This window comes from Streptomyces candidus (assembly GCF_014207445.1).
GTDB classification, from domain to species: Bacteria; Actinomycetota; Actinomycetes; order Streptomycetales; family Streptomycetaceae; genus Streptomyces; species Streptomyces candidus.
In genome coordinates this window covers 384492-406226 of the sequence record NZ_JACHEM010000001.1, presented here as the reverse complement: position 1 = coordinate 406226, position 21735 = coordinate 384492, and the positions used below count along the sequence as shown (strand labels likewise).

Here is a 21735-nt window from a genome sequence, read left to right as displayed (position 1 = left end):
CGCGAGGGTCAGACGGCCGGGTCCGGGATGCGGGCTCCCGTGCCGCCGACGCGGATACGGGGGTCGCCCGCGCGCAGTTCGACCGTCAGGACCCCCGGTCGGCCCAGGTCGTCGCCCTGGTGAAGGGTGAGGGTGGCGTCCTCGGCGACCAGGCCGAGCTCCCGTGCGTACGCACCGAAAGCGGCCGCCGCCGCGCCCGTCGCCGGGTCCTCGACCACGCCGCCGACCGGGAACGGGTCGCGGACGTGGAAGGCCGTGTCGGAGGTGCGGTGGACCAGCTGGAGGGTGGTCAGGTCCAGACGGTGCATGAGGGCGGCCAGACGGTCGAAGTCGTACGAGAGGTCCGCCAGGCGGGCGCGGGTCGCCGCCGCGAGGATGAGGTGGCGGGCCCCCGCGTACGCGATCCGGGGCGGCACGGCCGGGTCCAGGTCGGCGGCGGGCCAGTCCAGGGCCGCCAGGGCCTCCGTCACGTCCGCGTCGGCGACCGGCTCGGTGTGCGGGGCGACACTGGTGAGGACCGCGTACGGGGAGCCGTCGGCGCCGGACTTCGTGACGGCGACCGGGACGGTGCCCGCCTGCGTCTCGAAGACCAGGTCGACGGGGCCGTGCCGCTCGCCCAGTGCCACGGCCGTCGCGACGGTGGCGTGTCCGCAGAACGGGACCTCGGCCTGCGGGCTGAAGTAGCGGACGCGGTAGGTGAGTTCGGTGTCCGTCGGGAGCAGGAAGGCCGTCTCGCTGTAGTCCAGTTCGGCGGCGACCGCGAGCATCTCGGCGTCGGACAGGGCGGACGCGTCCAGGACGACCCCGGCGGGGTTCCCGCCGGAGGGGTCGGCGGAGAAGGCGGTGTAGCGCAGGACCTCGGGCGTGTGCGTAGTCATGTCACGCCCAACCCGGCCGTTGCGGCGGGCATTCCCCCGCGCGGGCCCCGACGGCGTGCCGCACCGGACGAGCCCGACGGGCCGAACCCCTAGCCCCGGCCCACGTACGGCATGGTCGTCGCCATCACCGTCGCGAACTGCACGTTCGCCTCCAGGGGGAGGGCAGCCATGTGGCGGACCGTGCGGGCGACCTCCGCGACGTCCATGACGGGTTCCGCCGCCAGTTCGCCGTTGGCCTGGAGGATGCCGGTCTGCATGCGCTGCGTCATGTCGGTGGCCGCGTTGCCGATGTCGATCTGGCCGACCGCGATCCGGTACGGGCGGCCGTCGAGGGAGAGGGACTTGGTGAGGCCCGTCATGGCGTGCTTGGTGGTGGTGTAGGCGACGGAGTGCGGGCGGGGGGTGTGGGCGGAGAGGGACCCGTTGTTGATGATGCGGCCGCCCTGCGGGGACTGGGACCGCATCTGACGGTAGGCGGCCTGGGCGCAGAGGAAGGCGCCCGTGATGTTCACCTGGACGACCGACTGCCAGTCCAGGTAGGCGAGTTGCTCGGTGGGGGTATTCGCCGGGCCGAACGTGCCCGCGTTGTTGAAGAGCAGGTCGAGGCGGCCGCAGCGGTCTTGTACGGCGGAGAAGAGGGCGTTCACCTCGTCCGGGTGCGAGACGTCGGTGGGCACGGCGAAGGTGTCGCCGCCCGCTGCTCCGGCGAGTTCCGCCGTCCGGGCCAGGGGCTCCTCGCGGCGGCCCGCGAGGGCCACCGTCCAGCCGGCCGAGGCCAGCTCCACCGCCACCGCCCGGCCGATGCCGGAGCCCGCGCCCGTCACCAGCGCGATCCCGCGCGTCCGATCCCGCTGGGTCTGGTCCGCCTGCTGCGTCTGAGTGCTCATGGGGGGCGAGGGTAGCCACTGACGACGGGGCGGGGTCCCGGCCGTCCGGCATGTGGCGTACGGGGAGTCACCCGGCGCCGGCCCCGGTGGGGGTGGCAGCCCCGCGGGTCAGGCCTGCGCTGCCCCGGGGGCGGCCTCCGACGGGTAGCGGACGCCGATCCTTTCCCGTACCGCGTCCAGCGTCCGCATCACCGCGTGGGCTCCGTCCAGCGGGACCAGCGGCGACTCCCTCTCGCCCGCGCGCAGGCAGCGCATCACCTCCGCCGCCTCGTGGCGCAGGCTGTCGTGCGGGACGTCCCGCACGCCCGTGCAGTCGGCCTACGCGAAGTCCACATCGCTTCCATCAGGAAGCGGTCGTGGGCGCGGGCGATGGCGATTAACTCCGCCGCCTCCGGCGCGTTCAGGGTGAACGCCTTCTCGCAGATGACCGCGCGGCCCGCCTCCAGGCACATTCTGGCCGCCGCCCGGTGGGCCGTGTGGGGTCCGGCGACGTAGACCACGTCGATATCGTCGTCGGCGGCGAGTTCCGCCCAGCTCCCGTACGCCCGGGGAATGCCGAAACGTTCGGCGAAGTCCTTCGCGCGTTCCGGCGTACGGGAGGCGACGGCCGCCACCTCCGCGTCCGGCATCTTCCGCAACTCGGCGGTGAACGCCGAGGCGATCCGGCCGGTGGCCAGTACTCCCCGGCGAATGGGTCCGCTGCGGATCACCCCGCCCTTCGCTCCCCTACCGGAAGCCTGTTCCGTTCGCTCCGGACGAGCTGAGAGCATAGGTCGGTATTCAACGAAATGGGAGTGACGATGCCGGAGAGCGGCAAGCAGGAAGCGGGAACGGCGGCGAGCGACCACATACCCGGGGCGGGCGCGGAGGCGATGGCGGCGGCGGGATCGGCGACCGCAGCCACCGCCGGACCCGCCGGGCCCGCCGGGCCTGCTGTGTCCGCCGGGACCGCCGGGATCACCAGGACCGCGTCCGCCGGGAGCGGACATCCTTCCGCGTCCGTGCCCGCCGGATCCGCGCCCTCGGACACCGCGTTCCCGTCCGCGCGTTCCGAGAAGACGTCCGCGTCCGGCGGCGCGGGAAAGGCAGCCGTTCCCGGAGCCGGGGTCCGCCGGACCAGCCTTCTCGTCACGCTCGTCCTCGGCGGGCTCACCGCGCTGCCGCCGCTCTCCATGGACATGTACCTCCCGGCCCTGCCCGAGGTCACCAGGGCGCTCGGTGCGCCCGCCGCCACCATCCAGCTCACCCTGACCGCCTGCCTCGCCGGCATGGCGCTCGGCCAGCTCGTCGTCGGCCCGCTCAGCGACAAGCTGGGGCGTCGCCGCCCGCTGCTGGTCGGCATGGTCGTCTACGTCCTCGCGACCGCCATCTGCGCCTTCGCGCCCAACGCCGAACTCCTCATCGGATTCCGGCTGTTGCAGGGTCTCGCCGGAGCCGCGGGCATCGTCATCGCGCGGGCGATGGTGCGTGACATGTACGACGGCGTGGAGATGGCACGGTTCTTCGCCACGCTGATGCTGATCTCCGGTGTCGCTCCCGTGATCGCGCCCGTCATCGGCGGCCAGGTGCTGCGGCTGACGGACTGGCGCGGCGTCTTCTACGTGCTGACCGGCGTCGGGCTGGCCCTTACCCTCGTCGTGTTCAAGTACCTGCACGAGACGCTGCCGCAGGAGCGGCGGCACACCGGCGGCGTGGGGGAGGCCCTGCGCACCATGAGGGGGCTGCTCGCCGACCGTGTCTTCACCGGCTACATGCTCACCGGCGGCCTCTCCTTCGCCGTCCTCTTCGCGTACATCAGCGCCTCCCCGTTCGTCGTGCAGGAGATCTACGGGGCGTCCCCGCAGACCTTCAGCCTGCTCTTCGGCGTCAACTCCATCGGCCTGATCACCGTCGGCCAGATCAACGGCAAGCTGCTGGTCGGCCGGGTCCGGCTGGACAAGGTGCTCGCGGTCGGGCTCGCCGTCATCACCCTCGCCGGCCTGGCGCTGCTGCTGATGACGAGCGGGGTGTTCGGGAAGGTCGGGCTGTGGCCGGTCGCGGCCGGGCTGTTCGTGCTGATGTCGGCGATGGGCCTGATCATGCCCAGCACGAACACGCAGGCCCTGATGCGCACCCCGCACGCGGCCGGTTCCGCCTCCGCCCTGCTCGGCACGTCGTCGTTCCTGGTCGGGGCGGTCGCCTCGCCGCTGGTCGGCATCGCGGGCGAGGCGACGGCCGTCCCCATGGCGGTCGTGCAGCTGGTGTGCGCGCTGCTCGCCGTCGGGTGCTTCCTGGGGCTGTGCCGCCCCTGGCAGCGGAGCCCGGAGGCGTGAGCCAGCGGGAGGCCCGCCGCCTCCCGCCTGCGTGATGCCGCCCCCGTACGGACGTCCCTCCGTACGGGGGCGGCCCCGTGTGCGGGGGCGGGTCAGGTGCAGGCCCTGAAGCGCCGCAGGAGTTCGACGGCCTGCGGACTGTCCGGGTCGAAGGGGTAGAGGCCCTCCTGCTTGTGCGGCACGGCGGGTCCCCACACCCGGGCGGCGTGGCAGTCGTAACTGAAGGCGAACTCGAAGAGCATGCCGCGCGGGCCGTGCGCCCGCAGCCCCCACCCCGGCAGGAACGTCTGGCCGGGCCTGCTGACCGGCAGTTCCTTGATCAGGGAGAGGACTTCACGGGCCTCGTCGCCCTCCCAGATCGCGACGTCCTCGCCGTCCAGGGTCTTCGGCAGCGGGTCGTTGGCGTCCGGGGAGATGCGGACGACCTCGATGAGTTCGGTCTGTTCGTGTGCGCTCGGCAGCAACATCCGCTCAGAGTGTCCGAGTCGGCGTCCGTACGCCAGGGTTCGCACGTCAGTGCTCGTACGGGAGTGCTCGTACGGGCGTGCCGCGAGGCGGCGTTCGTGCGCGGTTGGCCCGGGCAGCGGCGGGGCGTGCCTCAGCGGAGCCGGTAGCCGACCAGGTACGGGCGGTCCTGGCGGTCCGTCCAGCGGAACAGCCCCGTGCCCGCGACCTCCGCCTCCGGCAGCAGCGCGGTGTCCGCGAGGGCCGCCGGGACCGCGGTCGCGAGGGGGACCTCGACGGGGGTGCCGCCGCCCGAGGTGGGGCTGGTGGTGCCGTACGCCAGGCCCGTGTCGGTGACCGAGACGAGGGTGACGGCCTTGGAGCCCGCCCGCTCCTGGAGGCAGTGTCCCGTCTTCGCGCCCTTGGGTACGGGGGTGCGCAGGTCGAAGGCGAGGTTCCCGGCGACCAGGTACTGGCCGCCGGGCGCGGTCACCGCCTGCGGGTACTCGCCCGGCTCGATCGCGGGCTTGCGGCAGTCGGCGGTGGCCAGGACCCTGCCGGTGTCCGCGTCGTGCACCGCCCACCGGTCCCAGGCGCTCGGCTTCCTCATCTGCCACTTGGCGAGGACGTGCCCGGAGGCGGTGAGGGAGGTCGGCAGCCCGGACGCCGGGTCCGTTCCCCCGGGGGCGGCCTTCGCGCTGTACCAGCCGCCCTTGCCCGCTTTCCCGGCCGTCGGCCGTACCCAGAACTCCGTCCGGCCGCTCACCAGCAGCCCCTTCGCGGTCAGGCCGCGCACCTGGGTGCTTGTGCGGCAGTTCTTGCAGCCCTTGGGGTGGCCGAGGTCCCGGGACGCGAAGGAGGCGGGCTGCAGGGTCAGCGGGTCCACGACCGTCGCCGTCGCCGCGCCGTCGGTGACCAGGATGCCGGGCCCCGTGCCGGAGACCACCGGGACGCCCGTCCAGGGCAGGTCCAGGTGCCGCTGGGAGCCGTTCCCGGCCTCGTACACGTCGAGGGCGACGACCGAGTCCCCGGTCGACAGCGCGTCCGAGCCGCTGACCTTCCCGTACGACCAGGTCACGAAGAAGCGCCGGTCGCCCTTGACGACGGTGAGCAGCCGGGGGAAGTGCTCCGGGCCGGCCAGGGAGCGCCACGGCCTGCCCGTCCAGACGGTCCTTCCGCTGTCCGCGTCGTACGCGCGGAGCACGAAATCCTCCGGCCCGGCACGCTCCACGTGCGCGACCAGGGCGGGCGACTGCGCGAGGGCGTACTCCGTCGAGCCGCCGGCGATCCGCCAGCCGTTCGAGGTGTCGAAGGCCGCGGGGACGAGGAGCCGGGGGACGGGCGCGGGCGTGCCCGTGCCCGGTGCGGACGAGGCGCGTGCGCCGTCCCCGGCGCCCTTGTCGTCGGCGGAGTCCTTGGTGCCGCCGTAGGCGGCGAGCAGCAGCAGGAGGGCCAGTACGGCCACCCCGGCCACCAGCGCGGTGCGCACGATCCGCTGTCCCACGGTGCCCCCCAGGAATGGTCAACGGCTGCCAGCGTATGCAACTGCCCCTGCTCGCGCAGCAGTTCCCTCACGTCCCTTTTTGCCCCCTACACTCTTCCGGTGAACGCCACCCTCCCCACCTCGCACGCCGCCGCCGGCTCCGTCCCGCGGGCCACTTCGGAGGTACTGCGCGGTGCCCTCGCCGGACTGCTCGACGGGCTGGGGCCCAAGCGGACCGCCCAGGCCGTCGACCGGCTGATCGCCAACTACCGGGGGACCACCCCGACCGACGCCCCGGTGCTCCGGGACCGCTCCGACGTGGCCGCCTACGCGGCGTACCGGATGCCCGCGACCTTCGAGGCCGTACGGTCGGCGCTCGGCGCCCTGCGGGAAGCGGCCCCGGCGTGGACGCCGGACACGCACACCGACGTCGGCGGCGGCACCGGGGCGGCGACCTGGGCGGTGTCCGAGGCGTGGGGGACGCAGCGCAGCACCGTGCTGGACTGGGCCGATCCCGCGCTGACGCTCGGCCGGGAGCTGGCGGAGGCCTCCGGGGCGCCGGCCCTGCGGGACGTGGTGTGGCAGCGGGCCCGGATCGGGGCGGCGCTCAGCCTCGGCGGCAGCGCGCTGGTGACGATCTCGTACGTGCTGAAGGAACTGGACGCGGCCGACCGGACCACCCTCGTCGCGGAGGCGGCCCGCGCCGCGACCGGGGCAGTCGTCGTCGTCGAGCCGGGCACTCCGGACGGGTACCGGCGGGTGCTGGCCGCGCGGGAGCAGCTGCTCGCGGCCGGGCTGAGCATCGCCGCGCCGTGTCCGGACGGGGGAGCCTGCCCGATGGACCCGGAGGGCACCGACTGGTGCCACTTCTCGGCGCGGGTCAGCCGCTCGTCGCTGCACCGGCAGGTCAAGGGCGGTTCGCTGCCGTACGAGGACGAGAAGTTCGCGTACGTGGTGGCGGTGCGGGACGCGGTGGTCGGCGCGCGGCCGGTCGACGGGCGGGTGGTGCGCAGGCCGCAGATCCGCAAGGGGCTGGTGATGCTGGAGCTGTGCCGGCGGGACGAGGGCGAGAGCGGGCGGCAGCCCGTACTGGCACGGGAGAACGTGTCCAAGAAGCGGCACGGGGACCTCTACCGGGCGGCCAGGGACACCGACTGGGGCGACGCGTGGCCGCCCCCGTCGGAGCGCTCTTCGCAGGGTGCTTCCCGGGAGGTCTAGGGCCGGGTCCCGTCCGCCGGCCTCAGGAGCCGGCCCCCGACCGGGCGAGTGGTGCCGGAGCCGCCCGCCGCGGGCCGGGGGCGTGGGGGCGCAGTTCCTGGGTGCAGCACTTGACGCTGCCGCCGCCCTTGAGGAGTTCGCCGAGGTCCATGCCGATCGGCTCGAACCCGCGGGCGCGCAGCGGTCCGAAGAGGCCGGCCGCCGCCTGCGGCAGCAGGACGTGCCGGCCGTCGCTCACCGCGTTGAGGCCCAGTGCCGCGGCGTCCGCCTCCTCGGCGATCACGGCGTCCGGGAAGAGGCGGGCCAGGACCGCCCGGCTGCCCGGGGAGAACGCCCCCGGGTAGTACATGACCTCGTCCGTGCGGTCGTCGAGCACGGCGAGCGCCGTGTCCAGGTGGTAGTAGCGGGGGTCCACGAGGTCGAGGCCGATGACCGGCCGGCCGAAGAACTCCTGCGCCTCGTCGTGGGCGGCGGAGGTGGAGCGGAAACCGCGCCCGGCCAGCAGCCAGGACGCGGTGACGGCGAAGTCGCCCTCGCCCTCGTTGACGTGTTCCGGCTCGCGGAGGTCGGTGAAGCCGTGGGCGCGGAACCACGCGCGGTGGGCCTCGGCCTCGGGGGTGCGCTCCGCGTAGGCGAACCGGGAGCCCAGGACACGGCCGTCGACGACGGTCGCGCCGTTCGCGGCGAAGACCATGTCGGGCAGGTCCGGGCGGGGGGCGAGGAGTTCCACGGTGTGGCCGAGGGAGAGGTAGCGGTCGCGGAGGTCCTCCCACTGGGCGAGCGCCAGGGGGAGTTCGACGGGCTTGGCGGGGTCCATCCAGGGGTTGATGGAGTACGTGACCCTGAAGTGCTCCGGAGGACACATCAGGTAGCGGCGGGGCGCGCAGTCACGAATGCGTGGAGTCAATGAGGGCTCCTCACTGAGGGGTGGCCGGGCACGGGATGTGGCGGCCGTGTGCCCATGGTCGGGGGTGGGGAGCGATTTGTGCTGTGCATCGAAAGGGTGGATTGGGCCGCACCACGTGCGTGCGCGACCCCTGGGGCGGGGGAGGCCGCTGTGAAACACCACACGCGAGACGTATCGTCTCGTCGAGCTGGTAGATTGCGTCCATGGCAGACACCAGGACCCCCGACTCCACCCGCCGCAGCGAGCGCTCCCGGCGGGCGATCTACGACGCCGCCCTCGCCCTCGTCGGCGAGGTCGGCTACCAGCGGACGACCATCGAGGGCATCGCCGCCCGCGCCGGAGTCGGCAAGCAGACCATCTACCGGTGGTGGCCCTCCAAGGCGGCCGTCCTGCTGGAGGCCTTCGTGGACCTCAACCAGCAGGCCGCCGACGCACTCGGCGAGACCGCGCAGGCCATTCCCGACACCGGCGACCTCGCGGCCGACCTCAGGCGCGTCCTGCGCGCGACCGTCGACGAACTCGTCGACCCCAAGTACGACATCCCCACCCGCGCCCTGACCGCCGAAGGCATCGTCGACGCCGAACTGGGCTCCCGCTACGTCGACACCCTGCTGCGCCCCGCCCTCCAGCTGTACGTGGACCGGCTCGTCGCCGCCCGCGAGGCGGGGCACGTACGGGCCGACGTCGACCCCGAGACCGCCCTGGAACTGTTCACCGGGCCGCTCACCCACCGCTGGCTGCTGCGCACCGCCCCCCTCACGCACGCGTACGCCGACCGGCTCGTCGACTACGCGCTGAACGGCCTCGCCCCGCGCTGAGCGGCCCGGCCCGGTGCCCCGCCCGGCTCCCGCGGGGACCCCGGATGCGGACACCGGCCACCCGGGGCGCAGGATGGTGCGAGCATGGTGGGGACCGCCGGGGGCCGACGTTGAGGGTGAGGAGCCAGATGGGCGCGGAGTCTTATTCGTCCGGAGCAGCCAAATCGTCCGGAGCAGCGAAGTCGGCCGGAGAGGCGAAACCGTCCGGTGCGTTCGGCGTCGAGGGCCGGATCGCCCAGTGGCTGCGCCGCCGGGCCGGGAACAGGCCCGTCACCGACCCCGGCGCGGACCGGCTGGAGCTGCTGCGGGCCGCCGCGGCGGCCGGGCTCCCGCTGGCCCCGGCCGCCTACCCCGTCGCCTACCGCTGTTCCTGCGAGCGGGTGGGCTGTCCTACGCCCGCCCGGCATCCGGTGTCCTTCGCCTGGCAGACTCAGTCGACCACCGACCGCGCACAGATCGAACGCTGGGCGAACACCCATCCGCAGGCCAACTTCATCACCGCGACCGGCATGGTCCACGACGTCCTGGACGTTCCGCTGGAGGCCGGTCGCAGTGCGTTGGAGCGGCTGCTGGAGGCCGGTGTCGAGGTCGGCCCGGTGGCGGTCTTTGGCGAGGGCGGCAGCGGGGCGGACGCCCGGATGCTGTTCTTCACCGCGACCCGCGGCACCCCCGAGGACGAGGACGAGTGGTGGCCGTGCGAGCTGGACTGCCATCCCGAGACCATGGACGAGCATCCGGGCCTGCGGTGGCACTGCCGGGGCAGCTACGTCCTGGTGCCCCCGGCACGGCTGCCCGGTGAGCTGGACGTGCACTGGGAGCGCGGCCTCGAACACCAGCTGCCCGACCCGCTGACCCTGCTGGAGACCCTCACCGACGCCTGCGCCCGGTACGTCGCCGCCGCCGACGAGGCGGGCTCGGACGCCGACCCGCACGCGGTGGCCTGGCCCCTCGGCCGCTGAACCGCCGTGCGCGGCGGGGAAGTCACGACCCCTGCGCCGACACCAGGCCCTGCACCCGGGACTGGAGGTCCACCCCGGTCCCGGCGGCGCCCCGCTCCGGCACCAGCGCCACCTGGCTCGCCACCCGTTCCTTCAGCAGGGACGACCTCGGGGTGCCGGTCATGAGGGCCCGTACGTCCGCGTTCAGGTCCAGCAGCGGGACGCCGGGCGCCGCCGTCTGCTTCTCGAAGTGCCGGGTGGCGAAGAAGACGAACGCGCCGCCGTCGGCGGTGGCCAGCGCCACCGGGGCGAACACTCCCGTGTCCAGCGGCTGGTCGAGGTACTGCATGGACCGGCCGACGCGCTGCGAGGCCTGCTTGCGCTGGGCGAGCCAGGCGGTGGTGTACGGGCCGGGCGTGAAGGCGGCGCCCCCCTGCCCGCCGCCGCGCTGGAGGTACGAGGCGTAGGCCCGGCTCAGTTCCCCCGGCGGCGTCGCCGGACCCCTGCCGTCCGGCGGGACGGCTTTCGCGAAGCCGTCGGGGTCGACGGCGAAGTCCGGGACCTTGCCGACGGGCAGCGTCAACAGGTGGGAGGCCTCCCAGAGTTGGTCCGCGCCACCCCGGACGAAGACGATCAGCCAGCGCGAGTCGGCACCCGTGCCGCCGCCGTCCTGCGTGCGGTCGGTGTCGCGGTTGCTGTCGGTGTCCGCGACGAACCAGCGCGGCCAGCCCGCCTTCTTCGGTATGAGGAAACGGGCGTCGCCGAGGGCGAGTTCGCGATGGCCCGGGTTGCCGGCCGGGCTCTGCTGGCGGCGGGCCCTGAGCGCCGCCTGGTTGATGGCGGCGAGCGCGCCGGTGACCCGGCCCGCGACGAGGGCCGGGTCGTACGCCTTGTCGGCCTTGTTGTAGGCGTCCGTGAAGTCCTTGAGCGCCTGGGCCGCTTCGGCCCGGGTCGCCGCCGGGACGACCTCCAGCTCGCCGTGCACCGTCACGCACCCGCTCGCCGTCAGCGCGAGGGCCAGGGCCAGCGTCGCCGACGCGGCCGTGCGCCGCTTCGGTCTCCGAGTGCTCCGCGTGCGCGTTCCCATGTGGTGCCTTCTGTGTCTCCGTGGTACCGGCCGTCACCGACGACCGGAACCCTACCGGGGCGAAGAACGGCACGGGCACGGGGACCGGGTACGGGTCAGCTCCCCGCGGGCTCTGGCAGGGCGGAGGCCCCGCTGCCCAAGGGGGGCTCAGGTCAGGGGCCTTGCCGTCGAGTCGCACCGTGCTTAGATGCCGACCGTGAACGATCTCGACCTCCTCCAAGTCTTCTGTGGTCCCGCCGGCCACCACGGCAACACCCTCGCTGTTGTACGGAACGCCCCCCGCACCCACCCGGACCCCGCCTCCCGCCAGGCGTACGCACGGGAACTCGGCTACAGCGAGACGGTGTTCGTGGACGATCCCGAGCGTGGGGTCGTCGACATCCGCACGCCCACCCTCGGCCTCCCCTTCGCCGGGCACCCCCTCGTCGGCGTCGCCTGGCTGCTCGACATCGAGGTGCTCGAACTGGCCGTCGGCGACGTGTTCGCCCGTCAGGACGGCGAGTTCACCTGGATCGCCGCGCGTGCGGAGTGGGCGCCGCCGCGCACGCTGCGGCGGTACGGGTCCGCAGCCGAGGTGGAGGCGCTGCCCGCGCCGCCGCCGGGCGAGGGATGGCTGTACGCATGGGCCTGGGAGGACGAGGCCGCCGGGCGGGTGCGGGCGCGTGCCTTCCCGCGGCGCGGCGACTGCATCGTGGAGGACGAGGCGACGGGGGCCGCCGCGCTTCTGCTCACCGCCCGGCTCGGCCGCGCCCTCAACATCCGGCAGGGGAGGGGCTCGCAGCTTCTCACCGCCCCGGGCCCGGACGGCCTGATCGAACTGGGCGGCCGGGTCCGGTTCGCCGGGACGGCGCGGGCCGGTGGGCCGGCCGGAGCAGCCGTGGCCGGCAAGGGGCTCGGGGCCGCCGGAGAGGCACGCGCGGTCGGAGCCGGTCCGCGCGCGCGGGCCTTTCCGTAGGCGAGGTGACGCGGTTCCACGGCCGAGGGGCCCGCACCGAGCCGCGGCCGAGGGGTTCGCGCCGACTCCGGCGCGCACCTCTCACATCACTGACAGCTGGTCAGCAGCTATGCGCTGAGCGGGAACTCGCCGCCCAGCTCCCTGAACACCGCCCCGTTGTAGTCGAAGGCACGCTTGCACTCCTCGATGATGCGCTTCTTTTCGAGCTCGTCCGCCGGTACGGCGTCCAGCAGCTCCCGATAATTCCGCTTGAACGCGGCCGGGTTGGCGACGCCCTCGAAGACGTAGAAGCGCACGCCGTCGCCCTTGCGGGCGAAGCCCCAGGTCTTCTCGGCCTTGTCGCGAATGATCTGACCGCCGGAGAGGTCGCCGAGGTAGCGGGTGTAGTGGTGGGCCACGTAACCGCCGGGCCAGGTGGCAGCGCACTCGGTGACACGTGCCGCGTAGGCCGCTGTGGCAGGGAGGGCGACGAGGACCTCGCGCCAGTCGGCGCCGCGCAGGTGTGCGAGGTCGCGTTCCAGTTCGGCGACGCGCATCAGCTCGGGCTGTATGAAGGGGCCGGCCACCGGGTCGTCCGCGAGTGAAGCGGCGGCGTCCTCAAGGGCCTTGTAGACGAACCACAGCTGCTCCGTGTAGCGCGTGTACGCGTCCACGCCGAGCTTGCCGCCGAGGAGGTCGCTCATGAACGTCGAGGTCTCCGCCTCCGTGTGCTGCTCGTGCGAGGCGACACGGATCTGGGTGGAGAAAGGGGTGTCCAAAGCGGACCTCCGGGGACAGAAGGGGCCGGGTCAAGAGCGGTGGTGGCAGCAGTGGCACCCGCCACCACCGATCCTCGCTGCTTAGGCTTACCTAAGTCAACCGGTTCCCGACGCGCTGTCGGTAAAAAGTGCGGAGGTCCGAACCCCACCGCCGGCTACGGAAGCGTGAGGATGTCCGCCCCGGTCTCCGTCACCACCAGCGTGTGCTCGAACTGGGCGGTGCGCTTGCGGTCCTTGGTGACGACCGTCCAGCCGTCGTCCCACATGTCGTACTCGTGCGTGCCCAGCGTCAGCATCGGCTCGATCGTGAACGTCATGCCGGGCTGCATCACGGTCGTCGCGTGCGGGCTGTCGTAGTGCGGCACGATCAGGCCGCTGTGGAAGGACGTGTTGATGCCGTGGCCGGTGAAGTCCCGCACGACGCCGTAGCCGAAGCGTTTGGCGTACGACTCGATGACGCGGCCGATGACGTTGATCTGACGGCCCGGACGGACCGCCTTGATGGCGCGGTTGAGGGACTCGCGGGTCCGCTCGACGAGCAGCTTCGACTCCTCGTCGACGTCGCCGCAGAGGTAGGTGGCGTTGTTGTCGCCGTGCACGCCGTTGAGGTAGGCCGTGACGTCGAGGTTCACGATGTCGCCGTCCTTGAGGACGGTCGAGTCGGGGATGCCGTGGCAGATGACCTCGTTGACGGAGCTGCACAGCGACTTCGGGTAGCCCCGGTAGCCGAGGGTCGAGGGGTACGCCCCGTGGTCCACCATGTACTCGTGCGCGACCCGGTCGAGCTCGTCGGTGGTCACGCCGGGCGCGATGTGCTTGGCGGCCTCCTCCATCGCACGGGCGGCCACGCGGCCCGCGACGCGCATCCGCTCGATGGTGTCGGAGTCCTGGACCTCGGGCCCTGTGTAGGGCGTCGGCGCGGGTTTCCCGACGTACTCGGGGCGCCGGATGTTGCCGGGGACGGAACGGGTGGGAGAGAGCTCCCCTGGTACGAGCAGCGACTGGCCAGACATACGGACGAGTCTAGCCAGCCACTCGGGGGCACTATGGCGACAGAGACGCCCGCGCGACGAGCGGCCGGCGAAGCGAGGAGACACGACGATGGCCCTGTTCAAGCGACGCACCACCGGCAAGGCCGGCGAGTGGTTCTACTGCCTGGAGCACAAGACCGTGGAGGAGGGCCCGCAGTGTCCCGCCCAGAACCGCTTCGGGCCGTACGGCAGCCGCGAGGAGGCCCAGCACGCCATGGACCGGGCCGCCGAACGCAACCTGGAGTGGGAGAACGACCCGAAGTGGCACGACAAGGGCGACAAGGACGCGGGCCGGGGCGACGCGGACGCCTGACCCGCGCGGCTCACGCCGTCGCCGCCGGGTCCTGCTCCGGTGCGTGCGCCCGGTCCTGCACCCCGTCCGGTGCGGGGGCCGGGCCCCCGCCCTGGTCCTGGGCCTGGCGCTGGGCCCGGCGGCGTGCCGCGTCCTCGTCCGTGTCCGAGTCGTAGGACAGCAGCTTCGGCAGTACGGCGGCCAGCAGGCCCACGGCGACCACGCACGCCGCGCCGCCGCTCCACACCGCGCCGCGCGTGCCCGTCCAGCTCGCGACCGCGCCCGCACGGACCTGGCCGAGCTGCGGGCCGCAGCTGTAGGAGAGGATCTCGATCCCGGCGAGCCGGCCGCGCAGCTCCTCGGGGATGGTCTGGTTCCAGATGGTGGAGCGGCCCAGCCCGCTCAGCATGTCGCCCCCGCCCGCGATCGCGATGCAGAGCAGCACCAGCCAGATGTCGTCGGTCAGCCCGGCCGCCGCCATGGCGAGACCCCACCCCGCCGCCCCGAGTACGACGAGCCTGCCGTGCCGCCGCACCTTCGACGCCCACCCGCTGGTCAGGCCCACCAGGCACGCGCCGAGCGGCATCGCCGCGTACATCAGGCCCAGCGCCCACTCGGCGTCCAGATCGGCGGCCAGGAAGGGGAAGACGGCGTTCGGGAACGCCAGGAACATCGCGGCCAGGTCGATGGCGTACGTCCCCAGCAGGACCGGCTTGCTCCACGCGTAGCGCGCGCCCTCCGCTATGCCGCGCAGCGACGGCTTCTCCGCCGTGTCGGAGGGCGGCGCGGGGGACAGTCGCAGGCACATCACGACCGAGACGGCGAACCCGGCCGCGGTGATCGCGTACGCGGTGGCCGTACCGGCCGTCGCCACCACGACCCCCGCGAGGGCGGGCCCGGCGATGGCCCCGACCTGCCAGCGCAGCGCGTTGAGCGCGGCGGCGGCCGTGAGCTGGTCGTGCGGCACGATCCGGGCCAGCAGGGAGTCCAGCGCCGGACGCTGGAGCCCGGCGAGGGCGGCAACCGCCGCGGCGACCACGTACAGCGGCCACAGCAGGGGGTGCGGGAGCAGGGCGTTGACGAGAAGGACGACGGCCGCGACCCCGAGGCCGACCTCGGTCAGCAGGATGATCCGCTTGCGGTCCACGGCGTCCGCCAGAGCACCGCCGTACAGCCCGAAGACGATGAGCGGCACCAGCTCGACGGCCCCGATCGCACCGACGGCGAGAGGGGAATCGGTGAGGTGCGCGATCTGCAGCGGCAGCGCGATGAGGGCCATCGAACTGCCGAAGAACGCCACCAGACCCTGCACCCACAGCAACCGGAAATCGGCGGAGGAGCGCCAGGGGGAGAGGTCGGGAAGAAGGGCACGGAGCTTTCGGGACACGGAGGGACATGCTCCGCCCCGCCCCCACCCGAAGCAACCCGTTAATCCCGCCGCCGCTCCCGGCAGCTCCCCTTGGGCGGCGGGGCACGGGAGTGGCGCGGCGCAGGGGCGTGGGTGCGCCGTCCGGTGGGGGCCGCCCCCGTGCCCGCCCTCCCCCGAGCACTCGGCTTCGCCCGTGCAGGGAGGCGCCCCCGCGCCCCGGGGGGTGGCCCCGCCGCCCAAAGGGCCACGCGCACCTCGGCCCCTACCACCTCTCCGGCGGTGGAGCCATCAACCGGTCCGCCGCCCGCGCCAGCCGGTCCCGCCACCTCCGCCCGCCGCGCACCCCCGGCACCGTGTTCTCGCCCGCCGCCGCGCTCACCAGGTGCTGGACCGTGTCCAGCCCCACCTCCCCCTCCGCCGGGACCGTCAGCGACTCGTGTGCGAGGGAGGCGAGTTCGCCGTGTTCGTCCTCGCCGCCGAGGGCCAGCACCGTCGCCCCGGCCCGCCGCACGTCGTCCACCCGCTCCAGCAGTCCCGCCCCCGCCTCCTCCGGCGCCACCACCAGCAACGTCTCTCCGCGCCCGGCCGCCGCGAGCCGGCCGAGGCCGACCGAGAGGTGCGCGGGATCGGCGGCGCGCACCTCGTGCCGTACGAGCGTGGGGGCCAGCGCGGGCAGCCCCGACCACGCGGCCTCGTCCTGCAGGTGCGCCGCTAGGTGCCACGGTTCGTACCGCTCCGTACCGACGAGCAGCAGCCCGCTGTCCTGCCGCTCCACCGACGCCCGCAGCACCCCGGCGAACCGTCTCGTCGCGCCCAGCCACTCGGTACCGGCCAGGACTTCCCGCAGCAGTGCGACCCTCACGGCATCCATGCCGGGAGCCTGCCGCCCGTGCGCGGGCGGTGTCCGCGGGACGGGCCCGCGCTCACCCGGACGAGGGTCCTACCTGCGAGTAGGGTCGTTTCATGACTTCCACCACAGACAATCCTCAGCCCCCCGCCGCGAAGAAGCCGGCCAAGGACCCCTGGGAGCTGCCCGACGTGTCCGGCCTCGTCGTCGGCGTCCTCGGCGGTACGGGGGACCAGGGGCGCGGCCTCGCGTACCGGCTGGCCAGGGCCGGCCAGAAGGTGATCATCGGCTCGCGCGCCGCCGAGCGCGCCCAGGGTGCCGCCGACGAGCTGGGCCTGGGCATCGAGGGCGCGGACAACGCCGAGTGCGCCCGGCGCAGTGACATCGTGATCGTCGCCGTGCCGTGGGACGGCCACGCCAAGACCCTCGGAGCGCTGCGCGAGGAACTCGCGGGCAAGCTCGTCGTCGACTGCGTGAACCCGCTGGGCTTCGACAAGAAGGGCGCGTACGCCCTGAAGCCGGAGGAGGGCAGTGCCGCCGAACAGGCCGCCGCGCTCCTCCCGGACTCGCGCGTCACGGCTGCCTTCCACCACCTCTCCGCCGTCCTGCTCCAGGACCCGGCGGTCGAGGAGATCGACACCGACGTGATGGTGCTGGGCGAGGTGCGCGCCGACACCGACCTCGTGCAGGCGCTGGCCGGCCGCATCCCCGGCATGCGCGGCGTCTTCGCGGGCCGGCTGCGCAACGCCCACCAGGTCGAGTCCCTGGTCGCGAACCTGATCTCGGCGAACCGCCGCTACAAGGCCCACGCGGGCCTGCGCGTGACCGACGTATAGGTGCGAGAGGGGCATGGGGGACACTGGACGGGTCGTACTTCACCGTGACCCGGACAGGAGCCGTCCCCCATGCCCCGCCTCGCTCTCTACGCCCTGATCGTCTGTGTCCTGTCGGTCGCCGCGGCGGTGGTCTCCTTCATTGAGGGCAACCTGCTCGGGATCGTCTGGATCCTGCTGGCCGGTGTCTCGTCGAACATGGCCTGGTACTACCTGCGCAGGGCGAAGGCGGACCGCGAAGCGTCCTCCTCCGCCGCCTAGGGCAGGGCGCAGAGCGGGTTCGTCCCCTGCCAGAACTGGAACAGGTTCCGCCCGCAGTAGCTCTCCACCTCGCCCACGCCGAGCCCTCCGGTGAGCCCGTAGATCACGTCGAAGAAGACCCGGTTGACCTCCGGCACCCACAGCAGCGCGAACACGAACAGCAGCCCGTAGGGCGCGTACGGTTCGACCTTCCGCCGTACCTCGTACGAGAGCCACGGCTCCAGCACCCCGTACCCGTCCAGCCCCGGCACGGGCAGGAAGTTCAGGATCGCCGCCGACACCTGGAGCAGGGCCAGGAACGCGAGCGCGTACCGGAAGGCGGCGGGCACGCCGTCCAGTGCGTCCAGCCAGAACGGCGCGGTGCACACGAGCGCGAACACGACGTTCGTGAGCGGCCCGGCGGCCGAGATCAGGCTGTGCCTGACCCGGCCCCGGATGCGGTGGCGCTCGATGAAGACCGCGCCGCCGGGCAGACCGATCCCGCCCATGATCACGAAGATGATCGGCAGCACGATGCTGAGGAGCGCGTGGGTGTACTTCAGCGGATTGAGCGTCAGGTAGCCCTTCGCGCCGATGGTGATGTCACCGCTGTGCAGGGCGGTGCGTGCGTGCGCGTACTCGTGCAGGCACAGCGAGACGACCCAGGCCGCCGTCACGAAAAGGAACACGGCGATGCCGGGACTGGCCGCGAAGTCCGTCCAGACGGCCCACCCGGCTACCGCCATGACGGCGACGATGCCGAGGAAGACCGGGCTGACGCGGCGGTCCCGGCGGCTGATGGCGGTGGTCATGAGGGGCGGCTCCTGGACGGGGGCGGGGCACGGCGCCTCGACCGTACCGGTGATGCGGGGAGAACGTTCCACGTCACCGCATTGGTTCCGGGAACTCCCGGCGGTGCGGGCCCAGGAATCCCAGCCCCGGGGACGCGGTTGCCGGCCGTGCCGCCGATGCCAGGGACAATGGCCCGGTGCGCTACCAGATCCTCGGCCCCGCCCGAGCCCTCCGTGACGACGGCACCGCCGTCCCCCTCGGCGGGCCCCGCCTGCGCGCAGCCCTGACCGTGCTCGCGCTGCGCCCCGGGCGGCGCGTCTCGGTGACCGCCCTCGTGGCCGAGGTGTGGGGGAACACCGACCGCCTGCCCGCCGACGCTCCCGCCGCTGTACAAGCCCTGGTCGCGCGGCTGCGCCGAGCGCTCGGCCGGGACACGATCACCTCGGTCGACGGCGGATACGTGCTGGCGGCCGCCCCCGACGACGTGGACCTGTACCGCTTCGAGCGGCTGACCGCCGAAGGCGCCCGCGTCCTCGCCGACGGAGGGGACGCGGCGAAGGCCGCCGCCCTCCTCGATGACGCCCTCGCCCTCTGGCAGGGCGGCCCCGCCTTCGCGGACCTGCCGGAACGCGCCGCGGACGCGGCCCGCTGGGAGGCCCGTCGGCTGGACGCCCGCCGCGCGCGCGTCGCCGCGGCCCTCGCCCTGGGACGCGCGCGGGAGTCGCTGCCCGAACTGGCCGCGCTCTGCGAGGCGCACCCGAGGGACGAGCCCCTCCAGGCCCTGCGGCTGCGCGCCCTGCACGAGGCGGGACGCACGGCGGAGGCCCTCGACGCGTACGAGACGGTACGGAGGGACCTCGCCGACCGTCTGGGCGCGGACCCCTCGGCCGAACTCCGTTCGTTGCACGCGATGCTGCTGGGGACGGGCGACGCTGTGGTGCCACCCGTACCGAATGCGGGCGGCGCTGCGGCGCCACCCGTACGGGGACCGGCCGCTCCGCCCCCGCCCCCGGCGGCCGGCGGCAACCTCCGTACCCGGCTCACCTCCTTCGTCGGCCGGGAGGCCGACATCGGGGCCATCCGGGACGACCTCGCACGGGCCCGGCTGGTGACGCTGCTCGGACCCGGCGGGGCAGGCAAGACCCGGCTGTCGCAGGAGGCTGCCGAAGCGGCCGGGAACCAGGAGGCGGCCGACCCGGCCTGGCCCGACGGCGTGTGGATGGCCGAACTCGCGCCCGTCGACGACCCGGACGCCGTCCCGGACGCCGTGCTCACCGCGCTCGGGGCCCGCCAGACCGTCCTGCGCGGCGCCGGAGCGGAAACCATGCGGGCCGCCGAGCGGCACGCGGACGACCCCCTCACCCGGCTCACCGAACACTGCGCCCGGCGCCGCATGCTGCTGCTGCTCGACAACTGCGAACACCTGGTGGAGGCCGCCGCCCGCCTCGCCGACCACCTTCTCGCCCACTGCCCGGGGCTGACGATCCTCGCGACGAGCCGCGAACCGCTGGGCGTGCCGGGGGAGTTGGTGCGCCCGGTCGAGCCGCTGCCGCAAGCCGTCTCGCTCCGGCTGTTCGCCGAGCGCGGGGCCGCCGCCCGCCCCGGCTTCCGCATCGACGACGACCCGGACGCCGCCGCCGAGATCTGCCGCCGCCTCGACGGACTGCCGCTCGCGATCGAACTCGCCGCGGCCCGGCTGCGCATGCTCGCACCCCGGCAGATCGCCGATCGGCTCGACGACCGGTTCCGGCTGCTCACCGGCGGCGCCAGGACGGTACTGCCGAGACAGCAGACCCTGCGGGCGGTCGTCGACTGGTCGTGGGAACTGCTTCACGAAGCCGAACGGGCGGCCCTGGCCGCGCTGTCCGTCTTCTCGGGCGGCTGCGACCTGGCCGCCGCCGAAGCCGTCTGCGGGCCCGACGCGCTCGACCTGCTCGGCTCGCTCGTCGACAAGTCCCTGGTGGTCGCCGCGCCCGCCGACGGGGACGGCGAGACGCGTTACCGCCTCCTGGAGACCGTGTCCGAGTACGCGGCCGGGCGCCTCGCCGCCTCCAGCGGGCGCGAGGCCGCCGAACGGCGTCACCTCGTCCACTTCCGTGAACTCGCCCGCACCGGCGAGCCGTTGCTCCGCGGCCACGAACAGATCCGCTGGATCGCCCGCTTCCAGCGCGAGTACGAGAACCTGCGCACCGCGCTGCGCCGTGCCGTGGCCGCCGGGGACGAGCACGAGGCGCTCTGCCTGGTGCACTCCCTCGCCTGGTACTGGCAGGTCCGTGACCTGCGCGGCGACGCCCGGCACTGGACGTCCGCCGCGATGGCGCTGAGCGAGGACCCGTTCGGCGCCCCCGGCGACCCCGTGGTACCCGCATCCCCCGTGTACGAGCGGTGCACCGATGCGCCCCCGCCGATGCGCCCCGAGGTGCTCCAGGAGGCCCGGCGAGGCGTCCGGGTCCTTAATCTGGTCAGCATGAACCACGGTGCGGACACCTGGTTCACCCCCGAGACCAAGCAGTGGCTCGGCCGGGTCGTCGCCACCTACCGGCCCGAACTGCCCCAGGCCTGCCGCACCCCGGGCTCCCTGTGGATCCTGGCGTTGCTGATGACCACCGACAGCGACGAGCCGCTGCGCGACGCGATCGACCGGACCGTCGACGCCTGCCGCGCGTTCGGTTACGAGTGGGAACTGGCCGCTGCCCTCGAAATGCGCGCCAACATCTTCGCCAACCACGCGCACTGGGCCGGGGACGCCCGCCGGGACGCCGAGGAGAGCCTGGAGATCTTCGTCCGCCTCGGTGACGCCTACGAAGCCGCCGAGGCCCTGTCGGCACGCGGCGAGGCCTGTGAGCGGGTCGGTGACTTCGCCCGCGCCGCGGACGCGTACCGGACCGCCATGGAGCACGCCGCGAAACTCGACGCCCGCGCCCAGACGATGCTGCTGCGGGCCCGGCTCGCCGGCGCGCTCATCGAGTTCGACGACGACGAGGTGGGCGCTGAGGGCGAAGCCCTGCTGCGTTCGGTGCTCGACGACCCGGAGGGCCCACGACTGGAGGCGGCCCCGGCGGCCCGGATGATCCTCGGCATCCGGCTCGCCCGCACCGGCCGGCCGGCGGAGGCGCGCGAGCAGTTCGATCTGCTGCGCGGCGACTCCGACAACGGCAACCTGATGGTCTTCGACGGAATCTCCCTCGGACTGCTCGCCTGGATCTCCAACCTGGAGGGGGCGTACGCGGAGGGGCTCGATCTCGGCGCGCGGGCCCTGGAACGGTCTTGCGAGGGGCTGTCCCTGCTGATCGCCCCGCAGATGCCGGCCGTGCAGCTCATGACCGTGGCGGGCTCGCTGGCCGGACTTGCCACGGCGGAGGCCGACGCAGCCCGGGGCGAGGCCCTCGCGTCGGACGCGGCCCGGCTGGTCGCCGCGTACGCGGCGGCACTCCCGCGGGGATACTTCGTCACCGGGAACGAGGCCGAGAGCCGGGACTTCGCGGTCCGGCTGGCCCGCACGGTCCTCGACGACACGGCCTACGGGTCCGCGTACGCCGAAGGCGGCGGCCTCTCCGTGCACGAGGCCGCCGCCCTGGTGTACGCGCGACGCGATCAGTACCGGCAGGCGGCAACGGAGGGCGGGCGGGCGTGCGGCCCGTGAACC

The 21735-nt window shown here is 73.6% G+C and carries 20 protein-coding genes and 1 pseudogene; 9 read left to right on the top strand and 12 right to left on the bottom strand.

The features are described 5' to 3' along the window. Window positions 1-8: 8 nt before the first annotated feature. The 3 genes and pseudogenes from HNQ79_RS01715 to HNQ79_RS01705 form a co-directional block, all read right to left on the bottom strand. Window positions 9-878 carry a PhzF family protein gene (locus HNQ79_RS01715; protein ID WP_185026014.1) on the bottom strand — a complete coding sequence of 290 codons (870 nt, stop codon included), beginning with the start codon at window positions 876-878 and terminating at the stop codon, window positions 9-11. A gap of 89 nt (window positions 879-967) precedes the next feature. Continuing rightward, entirely contained in the window at window positions 968-1765 is a 798-nt protein-coding gene (locus HNQ79_RS01710; RefSeq protein ID WP_185026012.1) for an SDR family oxidoreductase, read from the bottom strand. A 108-nt stretch (window positions 1766-1873) separates the two neighbouring features. Further along, window positions 1874-2472 (bottom strand): annotated as a pseudogene (locus HNQ79_RS01705) (Gfo/Idh/MocA family protein). A 93-nt stretch (window positions 2473-2565) separates the two neighbouring features. On the opposite strand from HNQ79_RS01705, the gene HNQ79_RS01700 reads away from it, so the two are divergent. After that, on the top strand, window positions 2566-4077 hold the full coding sequence (locus HNQ79_RS01700; protein WP_229923183.1) for a Bcr/CflA family multidrug efflux MFS transporter: 1512 nt from the start codon (window positions 2566-2568) through the stop codon (window positions 4075-4077). Window positions 4078-4169: 92 nt separating this feature from the next. Here the strand turns inward: HNQ79_RS01700 and HNQ79_RS01695 are convergent, their stop codons facing one another. Both HNQ79_RS01695 and HNQ79_RS01690 read right to left on the bottom strand, forming a co-directional pair. Continuing rightward, window positions 4170-4544 carry a hypothetical protein gene (locus HNQ79_RS01695; RefSeq protein WP_185026010.1) on the bottom strand — a complete coding sequence of 125 codons (375 nt, stop codon included), beginning with the start codon at window positions 4542-4544 and terminating at the stop codon, window positions 4170-4172. A 131-nt stretch (window positions 4545-4675) separates the two neighbouring features. Beyond that, window positions 4676-6025 carry a hypothetical protein gene (locus HNQ79_RS01690; RefSeq protein WP_229923147.1) on the bottom strand — a complete coding sequence of 450 codons (1350 nt, stop codon included), beginning with the start codon at window positions 6023-6025 and terminating at the stop codon, window positions 4676-4678. 99 nt (window positions 6026-6124) lie between these two features. On the opposite strand from HNQ79_RS01690, the gene HNQ79_RS01685 reads away from it, so the two are divergent. Continuing rightward, window positions 6125-7222: a small ribosomal subunit Rsm22 family protein gene (locus tag HNQ79_RS01685; protein ID WP_185026008.1), complete on the top strand. Its 1098-nt coding sequence runs from the start codon at window positions 6125-6127 to the stop codon at window positions 7220-7222. 22 nt (window positions 7223-7244) lie between these two features. Here HNQ79_RS01685 and ddaH read toward each other — a convergent pair whose 3' ends face one another. After that, on the bottom strand, window positions 7245-8129 hold the full coding sequence (gene ddaH, locus HNQ79_RS01680) for a dimethylargininase (RefSeq protein WP_373312421.1): 885 nt from the start codon (window positions 8127-8129) through the stop codon (window positions 7245-7247). A gap of 203 nt (window positions 8130-8332) precedes the next feature. On the opposite strand from ddaH, the gene HNQ79_RS01675 reads away from it, so the two are divergent. Further along, on the top strand, window positions 8333-8947 hold the full coding sequence (locus tag HNQ79_RS01675; RefSeq protein ID WP_185026006.1) for a TetR/AcrR family transcriptional regulator: 615 nt from the start codon (window positions 8333-8335) through the stop codon (window positions 8945-8947). 128 nt (window positions 8948-9075) lie between these two features. After that, window positions 9076-9906, top strand: coding sequence for a bifunctional DNA primase/polymerase (locus HNQ79_RS01670; RefSeq protein WP_185026004.1), 831 nt, complete (start codon window positions 9076-9078; stop codon window positions 9904-9906). Between the two features lie 22 nt (window positions 9907-9928). Here HNQ79_RS01670 and HNQ79_RS01665 read toward each other — a convergent pair whose 3' ends face one another. Then, window positions 9929-10972 carry an SCO2278 family lipoprotein gene (locus HNQ79_RS01665; RefSeq protein ID WP_229923148.1) on the bottom strand — a complete coding sequence of 348 codons (1044 nt, stop codon included), beginning with the start codon at window positions 10970-10972 and terminating at the stop codon, window positions 9929-9931. A gap of 187 nt (window positions 10973-11159) precedes the next feature. On the opposite strand from HNQ79_RS01665, the gene HNQ79_RS01660 reads away from it, so the two are divergent. After that, a complete protein-coding gene (locus tag HNQ79_RS01660; protein WP_185026002.1) occupies window positions 11160-11927 on the top strand; it encodes a PhzF family phenazine biosynthesis protein in 768 nt (255 codons plus the stop codon). Between the two features lie 107 nt (window positions 11928-12034). On the opposite strand, the gene HNQ79_RS01655 is transcribed toward HNQ79_RS01660, so the two are convergent. Further along, window positions 12035-12685 carry a biliverdin-producing heme oxygenase gene (locus HNQ79_RS01655; protein WP_185026000.1) on the bottom strand — a complete coding sequence of 217 codons (651 nt, stop codon included), beginning with the start codon at window positions 12683-12685 and terminating at the stop codon, window positions 12035-12037. 155 nt (window positions 12686-12840) lie between these two features. Then, window positions 12841-13698, bottom strand: a complete 858-nt coding sequence (gene map, locus HNQ79_RS01650) for a type I methionyl aminopeptidase (RefSeq protein ID WP_185025998.1) — start codon at window positions 13696-13698, stop codon at window positions 12841-12843. 88 nt (window positions 13699-13786) lie between these two features. On the opposite strand from map, the gene HNQ79_RS01645 reads away from it, so the two are divergent. Beyond that, a complete protein-coding gene (locus HNQ79_RS01645; RefSeq protein ID WP_185025996.1) occupies window positions 13787-14029 on the top strand; it encodes a hypothetical protein in 243 nt (80 codons plus the stop codon). Between the two features lie 10 nt (window positions 14030-14039). Here HNQ79_RS01645 and HNQ79_RS01640 read toward each other — a convergent pair whose 3' ends face one another. Both HNQ79_RS01640 and HNQ79_RS01635 read right to left on the bottom strand, forming a co-directional pair. Next, the gene (locus HNQ79_RS01640; protein WP_185025994.1) at window positions 14040-15395 is read right to left on the bottom strand and encodes an MFS transporter; all 1356 of its coding nucleotides are present in this window, start codon (window positions 15393-15395) and stop codon (window positions 14040-14042) included. A gap of 244 nt (window positions 15396-15639) precedes the next feature. Then, window positions 15640-16248: a hypothetical protein gene (locus HNQ79_RS01635; protein WP_185025991.1), complete on the bottom strand. Its 609-nt coding sequence runs from the start codon at window positions 16246-16248 to the stop codon at window positions 15640-15642. Between the two features lie 92 nt (window positions 16249-16340). Here HNQ79_RS01635 and npdG point away from each other — a divergent pair, with 92 nt between their 5' ends. Both npdG and HNQ79_RS01625 read left to right on the top strand, forming a co-directional pair. Continuing rightward, window positions 16341-17060: an NADPH-dependent F420 reductase gene (gene npdG, locus HNQ79_RS01630; RefSeq protein ID WP_185025988.1), complete on the top strand. Its 720-nt coding sequence runs from the start codon at window positions 16341-16343 to the stop codon at window positions 17058-17060. 69 nt (window positions 17061-17129) lie between these two features. Then, entirely contained in the window at window positions 17130-17318 is a 189-nt protein-coding gene (locus HNQ79_RS01625; protein ID WP_185025986.1) for a hypothetical protein, read from the top strand. On the opposite strand, the gene HNQ79_RS01620 is transcribed toward HNQ79_RS01625, so the two are convergent. Next, window positions 17315-18109 (bottom strand): site-2 protease family protein, encoded by a 795-nt coding sequence (locus HNQ79_RS01620; protein ID WP_185025984.1) that lies wholly within the window; start codon window positions 18107-18109, stop codon window positions 17315-17317. The two genes, HNQ79_RS01625 and HNQ79_RS01620, sit on opposite strands and share 4 nt — an antisense overlap. A gap of 176 nt (window positions 18110-18285) precedes the next feature. On the opposite strand from HNQ79_RS01620, the gene HNQ79_RS01615 reads away from it, so the two are divergent. Then, window positions 18286-21732, top strand: a complete 3447-nt coding sequence (locus tag HNQ79_RS01615) for an AfsR/SARP family transcriptional regulator (RefSeq protein WP_185025982.1) — start codon at window positions 18286-18288, stop codon at window positions 21730-21732. The last annotated feature ends 3 nt before the right edge of the window (window positions 21733-21735 follow it).